The sequence below is a fragment of the Variovorax gossypii genome (genome assembly GCF_003965815.1).
Lineage (GTDB): Bacteria > Pseudomonadota > Gammaproteobacteria > Burkholderiales > Burkholderiaceae_C > Variovorax > Variovorax gossypii.
Genome location: NZ_RXOE01000001.1, coordinates 1,373,147 through 1,395,396 on the forward strand (window position 1 = coordinate 1,373,147; position 22,250 = coordinate 1,395,396).

Genomic DNA, 22,250 nt, shown 5'->3' on the forward strand with positions numbered 1-22,250 from the left:
ATGAAAAGACACGAGGGACACAACAGCCGAAGCCGCAAGCCCGACGCCGTTGTGCATCAGAGGAGTTTCCGCAGTTTCCGCATTTCGCCGCTGGCGCAGGCCATGGCCCTCGCGCTGGCCGCCGGCGCGACCACCACGATCGCCCTGCCGGCCCACGCGCAACAGGCCCTCGGCGCGGCGTGGATGGCGCAGAAGAACATGGCGCAGAACACTGCCAGCGCCACCGGTCGCCTGCCCAACGGCATACCCGCGTCGATGCTCACCAGCCCGCAGGCGCAGCAACAGCGCGCCAACGTGCAGTTGCAACAGTCGATCAACAACCTGAACCTGACGGCGCGCGGCATCGCGGCGCAACAGGCGGCGCAGGCTGCTGCGCGCGCGGCCGCGCAGAACGACGCATCGGTGCCCGACGGCCTGGCCGACGGCGGCCTGAGGGTCGACACCAACAGCCTCACGGCCGGCTGGGCCAACGCCAACGCGCCGGTGCAGACGCGGCAGGCCGACGGGCACACGAACGTGGCGATCCAGCAGACCGGCGACAGGGCCATCCTGAACTGGGAGACCTTCAACGTCGGCAGGAACACGACGGTGAAGTTCGACCAGCAGGCCGACTGGGCGGTGCTCAACCGGGTGAACGATCCGAAGGCGCGGCCTTCGCAGATCCAGGGGCAGATCCAGGCCGACGGCACGGTGCTGATCGCGAACCGCAACGGTATCGTCTTCAGTGGCACCAGCCAGGTCGACACGCGCAACTTGGTCGCCGCGGCCGCGCACATTTCCGATTCGCAGTTCAAGGCCAACGGCATCTACAGCGCGGGCACCACGCCCAGCTTCACCGATGCGCAAGGCAAGGTGGAGGTCCAAGCCGGCGCACGAATCGCGACGCGGGCGCCGACCGTTTCCACGGATGGCGGCGGCTACGTGCTGCTGGTGGGCCAGGAGGTGCACAACGCCGGCGACATCGCTACGCCCAGGGGCCAGGCGGTGCTCGCGGCCGGCGACAGCTTCATCATCAAGAAGGGTTCGGGCACGGGCGGCAACCAGGCCTCCACCACGCGCGGCAACGAGGTCACGCCCCAATTCATCACCGACAGTCTTGCGGGCAAGGTGAGCAACACCGGCCTGATCGTCGCTCGCGAAGGCGACGTGACGATGGTGGGACGCGACGTGCGGCAAGACGGCGTGGCGCTCGCCACCACCACGGTCAATACACGCGGCACCGTTCACCTCGCCGCCGTGGGGGCCGACGGCAAGGTCGCGCTCGGGCAAGGCGCCACCACGGCCGTGGTGATCGAGGACGACGGCAAGACCACCGCGCTGGACAGCCAGCGCGACGGCCTGCGCGGCCCCGCGCTCGTCACCGGCAACCAGGACATCGTGGCGGTGGCCGACCGCCGCGACCAGTCGCGCATCGAGATCGCAAGCAGCGGCACGGTCGACTTCCAGGCCGATTCCCTGACGCTTGCAACCGGCGGGCAGATCGCGGTGACCGCCGCCGCCCGCACCCTGGTACGCGATCGCGCGCAGATCGACGTCTCCGGCGCCGTGGGCGTGAACCTGGCCATGGAGAGCAACAACGTCAAGATCAATGTCCAGGGCAACGAACAGCGCGACGCACCGCTCAACCGCGATGGCAAGCGCCTGAACAACAACGACGTGTGGATCGACCGGCGCAGCCTGGTGTTCGTGCCCAAGGGCACCAACGGCTACGCGAGCGAGCGCTGGTACACGGCCGGCGGCCTGCTCGAAGTGGGCGGCTATCTCGGCACCGAGGGCCACACCGCCAGCGAGTGGATGGCGCAAGGCGGCACCGTCACCTTCGGCGGCGCGGAGGTCGTCACCCAGGGCGGCTCCAGCATCAATCTCTCGGGCGGCACGCTGAACGTGCAGACCGGCTTCATCCGCCAGACCTGGCTCAAGGGCGCGGACGGGCGCCTGTACGAGGTTTCGAAGGCGCCCGGCGACCAGCGCTACGAAGGGCTCTACCGCGGCTTCGAGGACGAGCACAAGCGCTGGGGTGCCAAGAACACCGGCTATTTCTACAACCCGCTGATCGGGCCGCAGAGGCGGCTCGAAAACGGCTACACGGTCGGGCGCGATGCCGGCAAGCTGGTCGTCGCCACGGGTGCAGCAGTGCTCGAAGGCGGCATCACCGCCGAAGCCTTCCAGGGCACGCGGCAGACCCAGGCACCGAAGGCGGGGCTGGACGGCTACGACCAGTCGCACGACGCGGCGTCGCGCAGGGGCCAGCTCATCGTCGGTGAATACCTGCCGATGTTCGACCGGCGCACCGGTGCGCTGGACCACCTGCTGAACGCCACCATGGACCGGGTGGAGTTCAAGGAAACCGGCGACACGGGCGAACGCATCGCGGCGGCGCTGGACCTCGCCACGGCCCTGCCGGCCGAACGCCGGAACAGCCTGCTGCTCGACACCGCGCAGCTCAACGGCCTGTCGCTGGGCGCCGTGCGCATCGCGGCGCGCAACCGCATCGAGGTCAACGCGGACCTGCAGACGGCCGCGGGCGGCAACATCACGCTGTACGGCAACGACGTCGCGGTGAAGGCCGACCTGACCGCCCACGGCGGCAGCATCGTGCTGGGCAACGTGCTCGCTCAGCCCGGCCCGAGCGGCACGCTCGACACCTTCGTGAACGCGAAGGAGCCCCGCGGCCACGTGACCCTGGCCGAGGGCGCCAGGCTCGACGCGAGCGGCCTGTGGCGCAACGCGGAACTCGACCCTTCCACGCAGGACCTGGCATATGCGAACGGCGGCAGCGTGTCGATCCGCGGCACCGGCAACGTGGCGCTGCAAAGGGCGAGCGTGATCGACGTGTCTTCGGGCGCGATCATGCGAACGGGCGGCAAGACACAGGCCGGCAAGGGCGGCAGCGTGACGCTGGCCACCACCACGCGCGCCGGCAGCCTCCGGCTGGACCCCGAAGCGCAACTGCGCGGCCACGGCGTCGCTGGCGGCGGCACGCTGGCCATCCAGGCCGGCAAGGTGCTGGTCTCCGACCAGCCGGCGAGCGCCGAAGCCGCGGATTCCGGCACGCTGGTGCTGGGCGGCGGCTTCTTCGACAAGGGCTTCTCCGCCTACGAGATCACCGGCAGCGAAGGCCTCACCGTGGCAGAAGGCACGCAAGTCGACGTGACGATGCCGGTGTATCGCTTCCGGGACGACGCGCGCCGCGTGGCCAGCGACGCCGGCACGGCACGGGCGCTCGAGCTGTGGACCCCGCCGCTGTACCAGGAAGACGCCGTGAACGCCGTCCTGCAGCAGCGCAAGGGCGCGAGCCTGAGCCTGCAGGCCGGTCGCAGCCTGCTCACCGAGATCGATCCGGCAACGAGCACGCTGACCATCGGGCGCGGCGCGCGGCTCGAGGTCGATCCCGGGCAGGCCATCGCGCTGCGCGGGGCCGGCCAGATCACCATCGACGGAACCTTGAACGCGCATGGCGGCAGCATCGACGTGCGCCAGCAGCAGTACGGCTTCGTCGACGTCGCCGGCCTTACGCCGGAGGCCGACGGCAAGGTCCACACGCGCTCGATCTGGATCGGCGACAACGCGGTGCTCGACGTGTCGGGCCGCGCGCACACGGCCACCGACGTGCACGGGCGCACCTATGGGCGCGTGGAACGCGGTGGCAGCATCGTGCTGGGCGGCACGATCGACCACGACCGCGCGGTGGCCAGTTCGGCCGACGCCTACCTGATCGTGCGACCCGGCGCGAAGCTCGATGCCTCGGGCGCGCAGGCGGTGCTGGACGTGCCGGGCCTCGGCTCCACGACCGTTGCCACCGACGGCGGACGCATCTCGCTGAGCTCGTACCTCGGCCTGCACATCGACGGCTCGCTGCGCGCGGCGGCCGGCGGCGCGGGAGCCGCGGGCGGCTCGCTCGACATCGCGCTCGAGTCGCCGCTGTACGACTCCGGCGGGCTCGACCGGGCGCAGCAGGAGGCCATCGTCCCGCGCGAGCTGACGGTGGCCCAATCGCAATCACGGGCTTCGCTGCTGCCGGACGATCTCGCGCCCGGCCAGGCGGACGCGGCGCTGCGCTACGGCAAGACCCGGCTGTCGGCCGACCGGCTGGGCGCCGGCGGCTTCGACAACCTCACGCTGCTGGCCAACGGCCAGCTCTCGTTCGACGGCGACGTGTCGCTGCGCATGGGCCAGGGCCTGACGCTGTTCTCCAGTTCGCTGTCGCTGGCCGAGTCTTCCGGCGCGTCGGCGCGCGTGCAGCTGGCGGCGCCCTACGTGAAGCTGTCGGGCACGGGCGCGTACTACGCTGCCGTCGGGGTGCTGCGCCCGCGCATGCTGCACGGCATGACGCCGCTGGACTCCAGGGCCGAGTTCTCGGTACAGGCCGGCCGGCTGCTCGACCTGGGCAACAGCATCTCCTTCGGCACCGAGGGCAGCTATGCCATGCAGAGCGAGTTCACGCCGGTGCACGTCGAGCGGCGCGGTTTCGGCAAGGTGGAACTGGCGAGCGACGGTGACATCCGCTTCCTGCTGGCCAACGACAACGACAGCCGCTCGCGCCTGTGGACGCACGGCGGCCTCACGTTCTCCGCGGCGCAGCTCTACCCCGAGACCGGCGCCATCGCGTCCGTCAACGCGGGCTATCGCATGGACCCGGTGGCGCTGCGCGTCGTGTACGACCCCGATAGCGTGTTGCGCATCGAACGCCGCGGCGATACGCCGGCCGGCGTTCCGTATTCGGCCTTCGGCGCGCTCGAATTCGGCGCCGCGGTGATCGAGCAGGCCGGCGTCGTCCGCGCGCCGCTCGGCAGCATCCGGCTGGGCACCGATCTCAAGCAGGGCGCGCTGAACGTGGCGCTGCTGCCGGGCAGCATCACCTCGGTCAGCGGCGCGGGGCTGACGATGCCCTATGGCGGCACGACCGATGGCATCGACTACCGCTACGACGGGCGTTCGGTGCAGCCCGTGGGCGCGGGCGGCGGCGCGGGCATCCGGCTCGGCGCCGAGCATGTGGACGTGCAGGCCGGCGCGGTGCTCGATCTCTCGGGTGGCGGCGAACTCACCGGCGCCGGCTTCATCGCGGGCCGTGGCGGCTCGACCGACGCGCGCTTCCATCCGCTGATGCAGATCGGCGCCGACGGCCGCTTCTCGCTGCCCTCGCTGTCCACCAACGCGGTGTACGCCATCGTGCCCGGCGCGCAGCCGCTGGCCGCGCCGGCCAGCGGTCCGGCGGGGGCTTCGCAGGCGGCTGTGGGCCGGCAGATCACCATCGGCGCGGGCGTGCCCGGCCTGCCGGCGGGCACCTACACGTTGATGCCGTCGACCTATGCGCTGCTGCCGGGCGCTTTCCGCGTGGAGCTCAACGGCGCGGCCGGAAGCGTCGGCACTACCGGGCAGGCGCTGGCGATGCGCAACGGTTCCTGGGCCGCCACGGGCCGGCTGTCGGTAGCCGGCACGGGCCAGCGCGACAGCCTGCCCAGCCAGGTGATCGTGACCCCGGCCGACGTGCTGCGCACCTACGCGCAGTACAACGAGACGAGCTACGCCGACTTCGTGCGCGCCGACGCCGCGCGACTGGGCGTGCCGCGCGGGGTGCTGCCGGCCGATGCCGGATCGCTGGCCTTCGTGCTGGGCTCCGGGCGCGGCGGCATGTCGCTGGAGTTCGACGGTCTCGCGCGCTTCCAGGCCGCTCAGGGCGGCCGTGGCGGTACCGCCATGGTGCTGGGCGGCGACCTCGAGGTGCTGGGCTCGGAGCAGTCGCGCACCGCGGGCTTCGAGGGCGCCTCGGTGCACGCGGATACGCTGAACGACCTGCATGCCGACCGGCTGGTGGTCGGCGCGAGACCCACGGTGATCTACGGCCAGCAGGGGCGCTACGTCGGCTTCAACGAGGCGATGAGCAACGTGAAGCTGCGCGCGGGTGCCGTGCTGAAGGCCCCCGAGGTCTTTCTCGCGGGCCGTGGCAACCTGGTCGTCGAGGCCGGTGCCGGCATCTCCACTCTCGGGCAGGGCGCGCCCATCTACGACTCGTCCTCGGGCTTCGTCTACCAGCCCGGCGATTCGAGCCTGCTGGCCGTGTCGAACGGCCGGCTCGACGTGCTGGCACCCGCCGCCACGGGCAAGGGCTCGATCCTGCTGGGCGTGTGCAACACCTCGTCGTGCAGCGCCAACAGCACCTTCTATTCGGAGGGCACGATCACGGCGGCCACCAACGGCGCGTTCGAGCTGAGCGAAGCGTCGCGCTACGGTACGCGCCACCTGGCGCTGGCGGTGGGCGGCGTGAACGCCGGCTCGGTGCCGGCACTGGCCGACGCACAGGCGCGCGGCGTGCTGGCCAGCGGCCTCACGCTGAACCAGGACGTGCTGCAGCGCCTGCTGAACGGCGACACCAGCACCGGCGCGCCGGCGCTCGAGTCGCTCACCCTCACGGCGCGCGACGCCATCAACTTCTACGGCAGCCTCACGCTCGACACCATCGATCCGGCCACGGGCAGATCGCGCCTGGACACTCTGGTGCTCGGCACGCCGGCGATCTACGGTTCGGGCAGCGCGGGCGACGTGGCAACCATCCGCACGCGCAACCTGGTCTGGAGCGGCGCGACGCAGGCCCCGGGCTCGGTGGCAAGCGGCGGCGCGGGTACCGGCGGCGGCACGCTCGACATCCAGGCCGAGCGCATCGAACTCGGCGACATGCCCCACACCGTGAGCAACGGCCAGGACGATAACGCGCGCCTCGCGCTCGGCTTCGCCACCGTGAAGCTGGGCGCCAGCGATCGCCTCACCAGCAGCCGCAGGGGCAGCCTCTCGGTCTACCAGAGCCAGGGCGCCTACGAAGACGGCAAGGGCTACGCCTACAGCGGCGGCAACCTGGAAATCGCGACGCCGCTGGTCACCGGCGAGGCCGGCGCGGTCAACCGCATCACCGCCGGCGGCTCGCTGCGCATCGGCGCGTCCGGGGGCAACCGCTACGACGCGGCGGCGGGCAAGGCGATCCAGACGCTGGGCGCGGACCTCGCGCTGAGCGCCCGCGACATCGTGCTCGATACCGCCATCGTGCTGCCCACCGGCAAGCTGACGCTGACGGCGAAGGACGACGTCACGTTGGCCGACGGCGCGCTCATCGACGTCGGCGGTCGCAAGCTGGGCTTCAACGACCTCGACAAGTTCAGCTGGGGCGGAGACGTCGGCCTCGAAAGCCAGGCGGGCAGCATCCGCCAGGCGGCCGGCGCGACCATCGACCTGTCTGCGCAGGGCAACCGCGCCGGCACACTCAAGGCCGTGGCGCTCGGCAGCGCGGCCGGCGTGGTCGACCTGCAGGGCCGCATCCTCGGCGCCAGCAGCGGCCACTACGATGCCGGCGGCACGATGGTGCCGTTCAAGGCCGGCAGCGTGGACGTCCGCGCGCAGCGCCTGGGCGACAGCGGCACGCTCGACGACCAGTTCGCGGGCCTCAACCGGCGCCTGAACGACGGCGCGGTGTATGGCAGCCGCAGCTTCCAGCTGAAGCAAGGCGATCTCGTCATCGGCAACGGCCTGAAGGCTGGTGAGGTGAACGTCTCGGTCGACAACGGCAGCCTCACGGTGCTGGGCACGATCGACGCCAGCGGAGAACGCGTGGGCAGCATCCGCCTCGCGGGCAAGAACGGCCTGACGATCGGCGGCGGCGCGCTGCTCGACGCGCACGGCACGGTGCTGCGCGTGGACAGCCGCGGCAAGATCATCGACGCGCCCAACCGCGCCATCGTCGAATTGAACGGCGGCGACGGCGTGCTGACGCTGGCCGGCGGCGCGCGCATCGACCTGCGCCACGGCACGGACGCCACCGTCGGCAACCAGCCCGGCCAGCACGACGGCCAGAAGCGCGGCACGCTGGAGCTCAACGCGGCGCGCACCGGCGAGACCAGCGGCGACATCAAGATCGACGCCAGCGGCAGCCTGAACATCGAAGGCGCGCGCTCCATCGCGCTCAATGCCGTCTGGCGCTACGACGACACCGACCCGTTGGCCGTCATCAAGGACGGGCTGGACTCGGTGAGCGGGCGCCCGTACCGCGAGATCACCCAGGCCTACCTGGACCAGAAGCACGCGCAGAGCACGAAGTTCATCGACGCCGCGCTCGCCAACGGCGCGCTGCTGCACGGCAAGCTCGCCGGCCTGAACAACGCCACCTATGCCGATGCTCTGCACCTGCGACCCGGCGTGGAGATCGTGACCGACAAGGACCTCGTGGTGCAGGGCGACCTCGACCTGTCGGGCTACCGCTACGCCAGCCTGAACCCGCGCACGCAGAAGACCGGCGTGTACGGCTCCGGCGAAGCGGGCAGCCTGGTGCTGCGCGCCGCCGGCAACATGGACATCTACGGCAGCATCAACGACGGCTTCGCGCCGCCGCCGCTCACGCCCGACGAGAACGGCTGGGCGCTCGTGCCGGGCGTGCAGCCCTACAACGGCGACCTCGTGCTGCCGATCGGCGGCGTCCGCCTGGCCGAAGGCACGGCGTTTCCGTCTGGCGCGACGCTGAACTACGACCTGCCGATCCAGGAGTTGACGCTGGGCGCGGCCGTGCGCCTGCCGGCGGCCGCGACGCTGGCGAAACCGCTCACCCTGACCGCCGGCACCGTGCTGGCCGCCGACGTGCGCGACGCGGCGGGCAACCTGCTGCATGCGCGCGGCACCTTGCTGAAGGACGCCGTCACGCTGGCCGCAGGCACGCAACTGGGCGCCGGCACACCGCTGCCGAGCGGCACCGCGCTGCGCGCCATGCTGTGGCCCAAGGGCGTGCCGCTGCCGGTGGCCTACGAGAACGACGTCGTTCGCAACACCGTGCTGCTGCGCGGCGCGCTCGACCTGGGACGCGGCGCGCTGATTCCCTCGGCCACGCGCGTGGTGCTTGAAAACGGCGTCGGCTACATCGAGCTGCGCCCCGGCAGCGACGGCACGCGCGGGCGCAACTGGGCGCTGGCGCCGATGCTGCCCGCGGGCAGCGAGTCTTGGGCGGTGCGGCTGGTGGCCGGCGCCGACCTGGGCGCAGCCGACACCCGCATCGCACTGGCGAACACCGGCAGCCTGCGCCTGGCCGACACGCATTACGGCGCCACCGTCACCAAGGGCGGCGGCACGCTGGTCTGGGCGGAGAACAACAACTGGGGCATGCCCGCGGGGCAGCCGGTGACCAAGGAAGAGGAGGCGTTGTGCCCGCTCCTGGACCCGGGCGATTGCATCACCAAGACCGGCATCGTTTGGGCGCCGGGCAACGTCTTCGGCGAGCCCGCGGGCACGACCGTTCCCGATGAATACCTGGTGCTCTGCGACATCATTGCCGGCTCCTGCATCGACTACGGCTCGGCCGTCAACGTGATTGCCGCGCACGGCCAGGGCATCAGCGTGGTGCGCACCGGCACCGGCGATCTCGACCTGATCGCCTCGGGCGACATCGACGCCCGCTCGCTCTACGGCATCTACACCGCCGGCACGCAGTCGGCGGGTGTCGACGGCCGCTTCAACCGGGCACGCGGCAACGCACCGGGCACGACCAGCGTGCTCGGCGCGGGCGGCTCCGACTACGAATCGCTGGTGGCGGGCGACGGCCGCATCTACCAAGCGTGGTTTCCCGAGGCCGGCGGCAACCTCACGGTGCGCGCGGGCGGCGACCTCACGAGCGACATGCTGTCTACGTCCGCCAACGACGCGGCGCAGAAGGCCAGCGTGGGCGTGGGCAACTGGCTCTGGCGGCAGGGCGACGGCAGCGCGCAATTGCCGACGGCGTGGTGGATCAACTTCGGCAGCTACGCGGTGGACCCGGCGGGCCTGCTGGCCGCCGACGTGAAGCCGTCGCTGGTGGGCTTCACCGGCTTCGGCGCACTCGGCGGCGGCAACGTGCAGGTGCAGGCCGGCGGCAATGCCGGCATGCTCGAGCGCAAGGGCACGGCGCGCAGCCAGGGGCTGGTGGTGGCGGTCGGCAGCACCGGCCGCGTGGCCGATGACGGCAGCATCGTGCTCACGGGCGGTGGCGACATCGACATGCGCATCGGCGGCGGCGTCAACAGCTCGCAACTGGCGCGCGGCAACGCCAACACCACCTTCGTTCCGAACCACGACCTGCAGGGCGCGCTGGTCAACCTGCGCGGCGCCACGCAGCTGAGCGCGGCGTCGCTCGGCGGCATGATCCTGGGCGGGCGCGACCTGAAGGACCCGCGCGCCTTCGATCCCTTCAGCTCGAACCGCGCCGAATCGACCGGCGGCCTGGTGCTGGTTCCCGGCGACTCGGCGATGCGCATCGACACGATGGGCGACCTGGTGGTTGGTGCGGCGGCCGATGCCGGCCGTGTGCGGATGCAGAACAGCTCGCCTTTCAGTACCGGTTCCGGCACCTACGGCGGCGGCGGGCTGAGCTGGTTCTCGCTGTGGACCGACCGCACCGCCATCGACCTGTTCTCGGCCGGCGGCAGCCTGACCCCGAGCACGCAGATGAGCGAATCGACCCTGCAGTCGCTGACCACCAGCGTCAACGCGTCGGCCAGCGACTACCGCTTCGTCTATCCGGCGATCCTGCGCGCGGTGGCCGCGGGCGGCAGTATCTACAACGGTGCGGCGGCCAACGCGGCGAGCGACGGTGTCAACGAGTACGCGTCGCGCACGTCGCTGCTGCTCGCACCGTCGCGCAGCGGCCAGCTCGAGTTGCTTGCCGGCGATTCGCTGTACATGGGCAGCTATCCCATCAACCAGTCGGGCGCGGACCCGGCGGCGATGCCCAGCCCGCTGAAGCCGGCCTTTACCGGCTTCAGCGGCAACACGCGCGTGGCCAGCAACATCGGCACGGAGGGGCTGACGATGACGGCGCGCACCGACCCATTCCGCCTGTTCGCGTTCGCTCCCGAAACCTATGCGGCCACCGATGCGCTGCGCACGCCGTCCCGCTTCTATGCGATGACCGGCGACATCGTGGGCCTGAGAAGCGGCGAGATCGTCGCGCGCGAAGACGGCCGGACCTGGTACGAAGCGGCGGCACCGAGCTGGGTGATGGCCGGGCGCGACATCGTGAGCGCGGGCACCGTGCTCGGGCAGCCCGCGCTGACGAGCCTGGGCGGCACCAGTGCGACGTCCAGCGGCAATCTCGCGATCCACGGCCATGCGCAGGACGTCTCGCGCGTGGTCGCCGGGCGCGACATCCTCTACAGCAGCTTCAACGTGGCGGGCCCCGGCACGCTGGAAGTCAGCGCGGGCCGCAACATCGTGATGGAAGACCGCGCCGCCATCGCCAGCCTGGGCCCGTTGACGGCGGGCGACAAGCGACTGGGCGCGAGCATCGCGATGATGGCCGGCACGGGCGCACAGGGCGCAGACTATTCGGGCTTCCTGGCGCGCTACCTCGGCGCAGCCAACCGCGCGCTGGCCGGCACCTCGCTGGCCAGCCAGCCCGGCAAGGTCGTCAAGACCTACGAGGCGGAGCTGCTCGCATGGCTCTCCGACAAGGACAACGGCCTGGGCTTCAGCGGCACGGCGGACGAGGCCCTGGCCTTCTTCGACGCGCTGCCGGCCGAGCAGCAGCGCGTGTTCGCGCGCCAGGTGTACTTCGCCGAACTGAAGGCGAGCGGGCGCGAATACAACGATGCAGGCAGCGCACGCTCCGGCAGCTACCTGCGCGGGCGCAACGCCATCGCGGCGCTCTTTCCGGAGAGCGATGCCGCGGGCGGCGCCATCAGCTACCGCGGCGACATCACCATGTACGGACCGGCCGGCGTCAACACGCTGTTCGGCGGCGGCATCCAGATGTTCACGCCGGGCGGCGCGCAGGTGTTCGGCATCGAAGGCGATGCACCCGTGGCCAGGGGCGGCATCACGCCGGGCGTCATCACACAGGGCAAGGGCGACATCTCGACCTACTCGCTGGGCAGCATCCTGCTGGGCCAGAGCCGCATCATGACCACCTTCGGCGGCCACATCATGGGCTGGTCGGCCGAGGGCGACATCAACGCCGGCCGGGGCTCGAAGACGACGGTGGTCTACACGCCACCCAAGCGCGAGTACGACCAGTGGGGCAACGTGACGCTGTCGTCGAACGTGCCGAGCACCGGCGCGGGCATTGCGACGCTGGCGCCGATCCCGGAGGTGCCGGCCGGCGACATCGACCTGATCGCGCCGCTGGGCACCATCGATGCGGGCGAAGCAGGCATCCGCGTGTCGGGCAACGTGAACCTGGCGGCCCTGCAGGTGGTGAACGCGGCCAACATCGCGGTCAAGGGAGAGTCGGCGGGCATTCCGACGCTGGCGGCGGTCAACGTCGGCGCGCTCACCAACGCCAGTGCTGCCGCGTCGCAAGCCGCAGGCGCCGCGCAGGAGGTGCTGCAACGCGAGCGAGCGGCGCAGCGCCAGGCGCTTCCCTCGGTGTTCACAGTGCGGGTGCTGGGCTTCGGCGACGAGCCTGCGGCCGGGGCGCCCGGCACGGGCGAAGTACGGCGCAAGCCGGCGGAGCAGACGAGCTACGACCCGTCGAGTTTCATCCAGATGGTGGGGCACGGGGCGCTGACCGACGCGCAGATCACGCGGCTCAGCGAAAGCGAGCGCCGCGGCCTGCCGCGCGGACGCTAGGCCTCGTCGCTGCGCCATGACCATGCTCATGTACATGCCCTGCGGCGAGGCCGCAGAGATCGACTGCGCCCCGCCGCCGGACGCTGCCACGCCGGATTTCCAGGCGCTGCTGGTGGAGAACTACACCGAGCTGCACCGCCGGCTCGCACGGCATCTGGGCTGCGCCGACGCGGCCAGCGAGAGCCTGCACGAGGCCTGGATGAAGCTGGACGGGGTCCGCTTCGAAGGCGCGCTGCAAAGCCCGGTGGCCTACATCTACCGTGTGGCCTGCAACGCCGCCACGGACCGCCTGCGTGCCGAGCGTCCGTGGCAGCTCACGGGCGCCGACGAAGACACGCTGGAGCACCTGATCGACCACGCGCCGGGACCAGAACTGATTGCCGAGGCGCGCTCCGATCTGCAAGCGGTCGAGCGCGCCATGCAGGTCCTGCCCAACCGGCACCAGGACATCCTGGTGGCGCTGCGGGTGCATGAACTCACCCGGCAGGAGGTGGCGGTACGGCACGGGCTGTCGCTGCGACGCGTGGACACCACGCTGCGGCAGGCGCTGCTGCACCTGTCCGTCCTGCCGGTCAGCCGCTTCGGCGGACGGCAGCCATGCAAGGCTGCTGCCGGACCGCTGGCATGAAGGACATCGGGGCGACACCCTCTGGACGACGGGCTGTCGTTCCTGGACCGGCTACAAACGATGCTCCTGTGAGCGCACGCCGCGCCCTGCCCTTCTACAGCGAAGATCGACCATGAGAACCCGCCCCAAGAAAAGAGACAGCGACTCTTTCTTCCTCCGCCTGCTCTTCGGCAGCTCCGCGGAAGTCACGAACGACGACGTTGCGTACTTCCGCAGGTATCCCGATCAGATCGAAGAGATCACCGCGCCGATCGCCATCCACAGGGTCTTCCTCTGGGCATGCGCCGCCCTGGGCACCGTGCTCGTCGCCGCGTCCAAGGTGTTGAAGTACTCAGCCCTGTTGTCCTTCCTCTCGGACGGCTTCAAGGAGTTCGCCGTCGACATCGTCTACGAGAGCGGCGTGGCTCTGATCGGCGCCGCCCTGACGGCTTACATCCTAGGGATCGTTCTCAACAAGCAGCAGGAGAATGCAGCAGCCTGGCGCACGGAGCTCCGTCGAAGGATCGGTTTGCCCGTGCCACCCGAGGATCGATGAACGAAAGAGAGCCTGTCGCTCGCGCGCGCCCCCCGGCAGCAGCGCACCTGCCATGCTGCGGCAGAATCCGGCCGCGACCGGACCGCCATCGATCGCCACGCGGCAACTGGTCGCAGTGATTCAATCGTTGGGCGCGGTTGAACGCTCGGGCAGCCGCAACCTCGGGGGCGCAGAGCTTCATTTTTCTGAAACAGGCCGCCCTCATTTGGAGCGCACAAAGAAAAACGGCTTACGCCTTGTGAGCGTAAGCCGTTGTTCCATTTACTGACTTTGGTCGGTGTGAAAGGATTCGAACCTTCGACCCCTTGCACCCCATGCAAGTGCGCTACCAGGCTGCGCCACACACCGAAGCTCTCGATTATAGCCTCGAAAATTCAGCGTCCTACACTCAGCAGCTCACGAATTTCAAAGAGCTCGCGCCGCAGGTGCAACAACTGCGACAGATCGGCCGTTTGAGCGACAGCCGACACGGCGGAATCTTCCACGATGGCGGCGTCGAATTCTTCCTGGTCGATCTCGATGGCTTCCACGCCTTCGAGCGGCACCTCGCCCGCCTTGCGGCGATCGCGTTCGCCCTGAACGAGCTCCTGCAGCTTGTTGCGTGCACCGCTGATCGTGAAGCCCTGGTCGTAGAGCAGATCGCGGATGCGGCGGATCATGAGCACCTCGTGGTGCTGGTAGTAACGGCGGTTGCCGCGCCGCTTCATGGGCCGCAGCTGCGTGAACTCCTGCTCCCAATAACGCAGCACGTGCGGCTTGACGCCGCACAGCTCGCCGACCTCACCGATGGTGAAGTAGCGTTTGACAGGGATCGGCGGGAGCGTTTTCTCCATTGAAATCAAGACTGTGCGCGGGAAACCTCAGAGATTACTCTACGCAGGCGCACAGCACCAAGCACTTATTCGGTGGAACCCAGGCTCCACTCGACCTCGGACGCGCCGCCCTGGTCGATGCTTCCGTGAATCTGCTCCTTGAGCTTGGCACTCGCATGGAACGTGGCCACGCGACGCTCGCCGATTGGAATGGCTTCGCCGGTGCGCGGATTGCGTCCCGGTCGCGGCGCCTTCACGCGGATCTGGAAGTTGCCGAAGCCGGAGATCTTCACGTCCGTGCCCTCGATGAGGCTGTTGGCCACGAGCTCGAAGAACGCCTCGACCATGTCCTTGGACTCACGCTTGTTCAGGCCGATCTGCTCGAACAGCAGGTCGGCGAGATGCGCCTTGGTGAGCGCAGGCGTTTCGAGAGCCTCGAGCGTGAATTCGGCAGCGTTCATTCTCATCATCCCCTCAAGCGGCCGCCGAGCTTGGCGCCCAGTTGTTCGACGATCGAGCGGACAGCGGGCTCGACCTGCTCGTCCGTCAGGGTGGCGCTGTCGCTCTGGAAGCTCAGGCGCACCGCCATGCTCTTCTCGCCTTGCGCCAGCGCGCCAGGTGCGGCCACTGCGCCGTCGCGCAGCGGCTGCGGACGGTAGATGTCGAACAGCGTCGCATCGCGCAGCAGGCCCTGCGCCGCCGCGGCGGAGCGGATGGTCTGCATCAGCGCATCGTGCGTGACGGCCTCGGCCACCACGACAGCGATGTCGCGCTCGACCGCCTGGTGCTTGGGCACCGGCTGCGCCACGGGCACGAGCCGCGCGGTAACGGCGTCGAGGTCGAGCTCGAACAGCACAGGCGCCTGCGAGAAGTCCCACTTCTGGCGCCAGCGCGGGTGCAGCTCGCCGACAAAGCCGATGGCCTTGCCGTCGACCAGCACGCGCGCCGAGCGGCCCGGGTGAAGGGCCGGATGCTCGGCCGCCTCGAAGACCGGCTGCAGCGGCGCGAGCAGCGCCTCGACATCGCCCTTCACGTCGTAGAAGTCGACGCGCTCGGGCTTGCCGTCCCAGCGCGCCTCGTCGGCATCGCCCCACGCAAGGCCCGCCACGCGCATCGGCTGGTTCACGCCGCGCACGGTGCTGTCGGTCGTGACGACGCTGTCGTCGCGCATGAACACGCGACCCAGCTCGAACACGCGCACGCGGGGCGCCTTGCGGTCGAGGTTGAACTTGAGCACCTGCAGCAGCGAGCCCATCAGCGAGGAGCGCATCACGCTCATCTGGCTGGCAATGGGGTTCAGCAGCTTCACCGGGTTGGCGTTGCCCGCCAGGTCCTGTTCCCAGTGCGCTTCGACGAAGCTGAAGTTGATCGTTTCCTGATACCCCAGCGCGGCGATGCTGCGACGCACCGCGAAGCGGCTGCGCTGTGCCTCGGGCCGCACGCGGGCGGTGATGGGCGCGAGCGGCGCGGTGGTCGGCAGGTTGTTGAAGCCGATCAGACGCGCGACTTCCTCGATCAGGTCTTCCTCGATCAGCAGGTCGAAGCGGTGCGGCGGCGGGGTCACGGTCAGGGTGCCCTCGCCCTCGGCGATCGCGAAGCCCAGGCGCTTCAGCGCGTCGGCGCATTGCGCCTGCGTCAGCGGCATGCCGATCACGCGGGCCGCGCGCGCAACGCGCAGCGTGACGGGCGCGGCCTCGGGCACGCGCAGCGTCTGGTCGTCCATCCGGCCGGCCTGGCCACCGCAGATCTCGACGATCAGCTGCGTGATGCGCTCGATGATCTGGACCGTGCGGCTCGGGTCGACACCGCGCTCGTAGCGGTGGCCAGCGTCGGTCGAGAAATTGAAGCGGCGCGAGCGACCCTGCACGGCCTCGGGCCACCAGAAGGCGGCTTCGACGTAGATGTTGCGCGTGTCGTCGGACACCGAGGTGGCGTCGCCGCCCATGATGCCGGCGAGCGACTCGACCTCGCGGTCGTCGGCGATCACGCCGACCTTCTCGTCGACGGTGATCGTCGTGCCGTTGAGCAGCTTCAGCTGCTCGCTAGCCTTGCCCCAGCGCACCGTGAGGCCACCGTGGATCTTGTTGAGGTCGAAGATGTGGCTGGGCTGGCCGTACTCGAACATCACGTAGTTCGAGATGTCGACCAGCGGCGTCACGCTGCGCTGGCCGCAGCGCGCAAGGCGATCGACCATCCAGGCGGGCGTGGCGACCTTGGTGTCCACGCCGCGCACGATGCGCCCCGAGAAACGGCCGCACAGATCGGGCGCCTCGACCTTGACCGGCAGCACGTCGGCGAACGACGTGGCCACGGGCGCGATGGCTGGGGTCTTGAGCGGCGCGCCGGTGAGCGCGGCGAGTTCGCGCGCCACGCCGTAGACGCTGAGGCCGTGCGCCAGATTGGGCGTGAGCTTGAGTGTGAGCAGCACGTCGTCGAGCTTGAGCACGTCGCGCACGTCGGCGCCGATGGGCGCGTCGGCGTCGAGCTCGAGCAGGCCGCCGTGGTCTTCGCTCAGCTGCAGTTCGCGCGCCGAGCACAGCATGCCCTGGCTCTCAACGCCGCGCAGCTTGCCGAGCTTGATGAAGAAGGGCTTGCCGTCTTCACCCGGCGGCAGTTCGGCACCGACGAGCGCGCAAGGCACCTTGATGCCGACGCGCGCATTGGGCGCACCGCACACGATGTTCAGCAGAGCGCCCTGCCCCGCGTCGACCTGGCACACGCGCAGGCGATCGGCGTTCGGGTGCTGCACCGCTTCCTTGATTTCGCCGACCACGATGCGCGTGAAAGGCGGCGCCACCGGTCGGCGCTCCTCGACCTCGAAACCGCCCATGGTGAGCGTTTCGGCCAACGTGGCACTGTCGATGGGCGGGTTGCAGAACTCGCGCAGCCAGGATTCCGGGAATTGCATCTCTTCGATCTCGATCTGGTTTTTTCTGTGATGGGGTGCTGCTTACTGGAACTGCGAGAGGAAACGCAGGTCGCCGTCGAAGAAGAGGCGCAGGTCGTTCACGCCATAGCGCAGCATCGTGAGCCGGTCGGGGCCCATGCCGAAGGCGAAGCCGATGTAGCGCTCGGGGTCGAGGCCCATGTTGCGCACCACGTTCGGATGCACCTGGCCCGAACCCGACACCTCGAGCCAGCGGCCGGCCAGAGGGCCGCTCGCGAACTGGATGTCGATCTCGGCGCTCGGCTCGGTGAACGGAAAGAAGCTCGGGCGGAAGCGCAGCACGAGGTCGTCGCGCTCGAAGAAGGTGCGGCAGAAGTCGGTGAAGACGACCTTCAGGTCCTTGAAGCTCACGTTCTCGCCGAGCCACAGGCCTTCGCACTGGTGGAACATGGGCGAGTGGGTGGCGTCACTGTCGACGCGGTAGGTGCGGCCGGGCGCGATCACGCGGATCTCGGGTGCCTTCACGGTGCCGGTGGTGTCGGCCGCGGCTGCCGCGAACTCGGCGGCGTATTTCTTGATGTGCTGATGCGCATAGCGCACCTGCATCGGGCTGGTGTGCGGACGCAGGTTGTAAGGGATGCCGTCGTCGCCATTCAGGTCGACGTAGAAGGTGTCCTGCATCGAGCGCGCAGGATGGTTCGGCGGGTTGTTGAGCGAGGTGAAGCTGTGCCAGTCGCTCTCGATCTCGGGGCCGTCGGCCACATCGAAGCCCATGCTCGAGAAGATCTCCTCGATGCGCTCCAGGGTGCGGCTCACGGGGTGCAGTCCGCCGGAGATACGGCGGCGGCCGGGCAGGCTCACGTCGAGCGCCTCGGCGCGAAGTTGCAGCGAGAGTTCGTCGTCGGCCAGCTGTTGGCGGCGGTCGGTCAGCGCGGCTTCGATGGCCTGTTTGGCGACGTTGATGGCGGCACCGCGGGACTTCTTCTCTTCGACACTCAGCGCGGCCATGCCCTTCATCAGCTCGGTGATGCGGCCCGACTTGCCGAGGAACTGGGCCTTGGCGTTTTCGAGCTCTGCGGGCGTCTTCGCTTCGGCGAAGGCGGCGCGTGCGGTGTCGACCAGGGAGTCCAACTCGTTCATAGCAACAAAAATCTTCGAGGGGAAATAAAAAAGAGCTGGAGCCTTTTCAAGCGCCAGCCCTTGAGCCGTGGGCGCAGGAAGCCGCCCGGAGGCGGCACCCTGCTGTGCAGAATCAAGCAGCCAGCTTGGCCTTGACCTGCTCCACGATGCCGGCAAAAGCGGCCTTGTCGTGCACGGCGATGTCCGCAAGCATCTTGCGGTCGATCTCGATACCGGCCTTGCGGATGCCGTTGGCGAACTGGCTGTAGGTCAGGCCCAGTTCACGCGAGGCGGCGTTGATACGCGCGATCCACAGCTGACGGAACACGCGCTTCTTGGTACGGCGGTCACGGTAGGCGTATTGGCCTGCCTTCATCACCGCCTGTTTGGCGACGCGGAAGACATTGCCGCGGCGACCGCGGAAACCCTTGGCGAGTGCGAGAACTTTCTTGTGGCGGGCGCGAGCCGTTACACCACGTTTGACGCGAGGCATGTGTGTACTCCTTGTTCGTCTGAGTTAGATGCCACGGCCGGGCAGCATGGCGGCGACGGAAACCATGTTGGTCTCGTGCACTGCGACTGCACCACGCAGGTGACGCTTATTCTTGGTGGTCTTCTTCGTCAGGATGTGACGCTTGAAGGCTTGACCGCGCTTGACGGTGCCACCGGGACGAACGCGGAAACGTTTTTTCGCGCTGCTCTTGGTCTTCATTTTGGGCATGTGAATGCTCCTTTAGTTTGTGCTCGTGAGGCGCCATGGATGCTCCACGGACTTGTTGGCCCCGAGACACTTCTTCATCCCGCCCCTGCCTGCGCTTCTTGCGAAGTGCGGGCAAAGGCGAAATCCCTTCAAAACCTCTCTACTGCGCCCCTGGCCACTCAGGCCGCGGCGGGAGCCGCTGCCGGTGCGGCACCGGCGTCTGCCGCCGGCTTCGGCGCACCGCCACCCGGCTTCTTGCGACCCGGCGCGATCATCATGATCATCTGCCGGCCTTCGAGCTTCGGGAACTGCTCGACGAGGATCGTATCGCCCAGCTCGTCGCGAATGCGCTGCAGCAGTGCCAGACCCAGCTCCTGGTGCGTGATCTCGCGGCCGCGGAAGCGCAGCGTGATCTTGCATTTGTCGCCGTCATCAAGAAAGCGCCGGATATTGCGCATCTTGATGTTGTAGTCGCCATCGTCGGTACCGGGCCGGAACTTGATTTCCTTGACCTCGATGACCTTCTGCTTCGACTTCGCCTCGGCCGCCTTCTTCTGCTCGTGGTACTTGAACTTGCCGTACTCGATCAGGCGACACACCGGCGGATTGGCCGCCGCGACGACCTCAACCAGATCCACGTCCTGCTCACCGGCAAGGCGTAGAGCCTCGGCAAGACTCACGACACCCAATTGCTCGTTATCCGGGCCGATCAGGCGGACTTCCGGGGCCATGATTTCCCGGTTCAGGCGGTGTTGGCGTTCCTCGCGGTGGCGGCGGTCGCGGAATGCAGTAGCGATGGTCGGAATCCTTCAAAATTTGCTACAAAATCTGTAGCGAAAACCGCTCAGCCCTCGCGGACAAGCGGCACGATTTGGCAGGGAAACATATGGGGTGTTCCGAGGACAAATCAACGCTTGTCGGCAACATCCTGGACGAGCCGTTGCACGAACGATTCGAGGGACATTGCACCGAGGTCTTGATTGCCTCGGGCGCGCACTGCGACGGCACCTGCTTCCTTTTCCTTGTCGCCCACGACAACGATATAAGGGAGCTTTTGCAACGAATGCTTCCGTATTTTATACGTAATCTTTTCGTTGTGCAGGTCAAGCTGGACCCTAAGCCCTTGATTTTGCAGCGCTTTCGCAACTTCCGAAGCGTAATCGGCCTGTCCTTCGCTGATGTTGAGCACCGCCACCTGCACCGGAGCGAGCCACGCGGGCATGGCGCCGGAGTGGTGCTCGATCAGCATGCCGATGAAGCGCTCCAGGCTGCCGACGATCGCGCGATGCAGCATCACGGGGTGCGCGCGGCCGCTCGATTCCGTCACGTATTCGCCGCCCAGGCGCTCGGCCGTGTTGAAGTCGACCTGCATCGTGCCGCACTGCCACTGGCGGCCGATGGCATCGCGCAGCGTGTACTCGATCTTCGGGCCGTAGAACGCACCGTCACCAGGCGCAATGACGAAGTCGACGCCCGAGCGGCGCAGCGATTCCATCACCGCATGCTCGGCCTTGTCCCACAGCTCGTCGGAACCGACGCGATTCTCGGGACGCGTGGCGACCTTGTAGAGGATGTCCGTGAAGCCGAAGTCGGCATAGACCTTCTGCAACTGCGCCGTATAGGCAATGCACTCGTCGAGGATCTGGTCTTCCGTGCAGAAGATGTGTCCGTCGTCCTGCGTGAAGCCGCGCACGCGCATGATGCCGTGCAGCGCGCCGCTGGGCTCGTTGCGGTGGCACTGGCCGAACTCGCCGTAGCGCAGCGGCAGGTCGCGGTAGCTGCGCAGGTCGCTCTTGAAGATCAGCACGTGGCCCGGGCAGTTCATCGGCTTCAGCGCGTACTCGCGCTTTTCCGACTCCGTCGTGAACATGTTGTCGCGATAGTTCTGCCAGTGGCCCGTCTTCTCCCACAAGCTCTTGTCGAGGATCTGCGGGCCCTTCACTTCCCAGTAGCCCGTGTCGCGGTAGATGTTGCGCATGTACTGCTCGACCGCCTGCCAGATGGCCCAGCCCTTCGGGTGCCAGAACACCACGCCCGGCGCCACTTCGTCGATGTGGAACAGGTCGAGCTCCTTGCCCAGCCGGCGATGGTCGCGCTTCTCGGCTTCCTCGATGCGCTGGATGTACTGGTCGAGCTGCTTCTTGTCGGCCCAGGCCGTGCCGTAGACGCGCTGCAGCTGCTCGTTCTTGGCGTCGCCGCGCCAGTAGGCGCCGGCCAGCTTCGTGAGCTTGAAGACCTTCAGGAAGCGCGTGTTCGGCACGTGCGGGCCGCGGCACATGTCGACGTATTCCTGGTGGTAGTACAGGCCCATGGACTGTTCGTCGGGCATGTCTTCGACGAGGCGCAGCTTGTAGTCCTCGCCGCGCGACTTGAAGACTTCGATGACTTCGGCACGCGGCGTCATCTTCTTGACCACGTCGTAGTCCTGCGCGATCAGCTCGCGCATGCGCGCCTCGATGGCCGCCATGTCCTCGGGCGTGAAGGGGCGCTCGTAGGCGATGTCGTAGTAGAAGCCCTCCTCGATCACGGGCCCGATCACCATCCTGGCCGTCGGGTAGAGCTGCTTCACCGCATGGCCGACCAGGTGGGCCGTCGAGTGACGGATGATCTCCAGGCCCTCTTCGTCCTTGGGCGTGATGATCTGCAGCTTCGCGTCATGGTCGATGACGTCGCTGGCATCGACGAGCCTGCCGTCGACCTTGCCGGCCACCGTCATCTTGGCCAGGCCGGGACCGATGGACTGGGCGACTTCGGCCACCGAAACCGGGCCGGGGAACTCGCGGCGCGAGTTGTCGGGGAGCGTGATCTGGATCATTTGAAGAAACCTCGGGGAGAAAAACAAAAAAGCGCGGTGGATGCCGCGCTTTGCTTGGTCGTGGAGCTGGAAGAAACCAGCGAGCGCGGGGCTACCGGCCTTTTCCTTCAGTGAAGAAAAAGCCGCTGAATCCTTGCGGGGTAGTTCGCGGTGTCATAACCAAGGTGCCTTTCTCGCTCTTGTT

The 22,250-nt window shown here is 68.4% G+C and carries 11 protein-coding genes and 1 tRNA gene; 3 read left to right on the top strand and 9 right to left on the bottom strand.

Annotated elements, in window-relative coordinates; all coding sequences use genetic code 11:
- Positions 1-102 precede the first annotated feature (102 nt).
- From EJP69_RS06475 to EJP69_RS06485, 3 genes are all read left to right on the top strand, one after another.
- Positions 103-12,570 (top strand): filamentous haemagglutinin family protein, encoded by a 12,468-nt coding sequence (locus EJP69_RS06475; protein WP_206169286.1) that lies wholly within the window; start codon positions 103-105, stop codon positions 12,568-12,570.
- Positions 12,571-12,586: 16 nt separating this feature from the next.
- The gene (locus tag EJP69_RS06480) at positions 12,587-13,198 is read left to right on the top strand and encodes a sigma-70 family RNA polymerase sigma factor (protein ID WP_126469108.1); all 612 of its coding nucleotides are present in this window, start codon (positions 12,587-12,589) and stop codon (positions 13,196-13,198) included.
- Positions 13,199-13,310: 112 nt separating this feature from the next.
- Positions 13,311-13,733: a hypothetical protein gene (locus EJP69_RS06485; RefSeq protein WP_093202093.1), complete on the top strand. Its 423-nt coding sequence runs from the start codon at positions 13,311-13,313 to the stop codon at positions 13,731-13,733.
- A 271-nt stretch (positions 13,734-14,004) separates the two neighbouring features.
- On the opposite strand, the gene EJP69_RS06490 is transcribed toward EJP69_RS06485, so the two are convergent.
- The 9 genes from EJP69_RS06490 to thrS form a co-directional block, all read right to left on the bottom strand.
- Positions 14,005-14,081 (bottom strand) — tRNA-Pro (locus tag EJP69_RS06490).
- Between the two features lie 26 nt (positions 14,082-14,107).
- On the bottom strand, positions 14,108-14,566 hold the full coding sequence (locus EJP69_RS06495) for a MerR family transcriptional regulator (protein WP_093305161.1): 459 nt from the start codon (positions 14,564-14,566) through the stop codon (positions 14,108-14,110).
- A gap of 65 nt (positions 14,567-14,631) precedes the next feature.
- Positions 14,632-15,006 (bottom strand): integration host factor subunit alpha, encoded by a 375-nt coding sequence (locus tag EJP69_RS06500; protein WP_093202101.1) that lies wholly within the window; start codon positions 15,004-15,006, stop codon positions 14,632-14,634.
- 5 nt (positions 15,007-15,011) lie between these two features.
- On the bottom strand, positions 15,012-17,453 hold the full coding sequence (pheT, locus tag EJP69_RS06505) for a phenylalanine--tRNA ligase subunit beta (protein WP_126469109.1): 2,442 nt from the start codon (positions 17,451-17,453) through the stop codon (positions 15,012-15,014).
- A gap of 42 nt (positions 17,454-17,495) precedes the next feature.
- Positions 17,496-18,572: a phenylalanine--tRNA ligase subunit alpha gene (pheS, locus tag EJP69_RS06510; protein ID WP_126469110.1), complete on the bottom strand. Its 1,077-nt coding sequence runs from the start codon at positions 18,570-18,572 to the stop codon at positions 17,496-17,498.
- A gap of 112 nt (positions 18,573-18,684) precedes the next feature.
- On the bottom strand, positions 18,685-19,044 hold the full coding sequence (gene rplT / locus EJP69_RS06515) for a 50S ribosomal protein L20 (protein ID WP_007832499.1): 360 nt from the start codon (positions 19,042-19,044) through the stop codon (positions 18,685-18,687).
- Positions 19,045-19,068: 24 nt separating this feature from the next.
- Positions 19,069-19,272 carry a 50S ribosomal protein L35 gene (rpmI, locus tag EJP69_RS06520; RefSeq protein ID WP_007832497.1) on the bottom strand — a complete coding sequence of 68 codons (204 nt, stop codon included), beginning with the start codon at positions 19,270-19,272 and terminating at the stop codon, positions 19,069-19,071.
- A 158-nt stretch (positions 19,273-19,430) separates the two neighbouring features.
- Positions 19,431-20,057 (bottom strand): translation initiation factor IF-3, encoded by a 627-nt coding sequence (gene infC / locus EJP69_RS06525; RefSeq protein WP_093202108.1) that lies wholly within the window; start codon positions 20,055-20,057, stop codon positions 19,431-19,433.
- A 101-nt stretch (positions 20,058-20,158) separates the two neighbouring features.
- Positions 20,159-22,066, bottom strand: a complete 1,908-nt coding sequence (gene thrS / locus EJP69_RS06530; protein WP_126469111.1) for a threonine--tRNA ligase — start codon at positions 22,064-22,066, stop codon at positions 20,159-20,161.
- Positions 22,067-22,250: the final 184 nt, after the last annotated feature.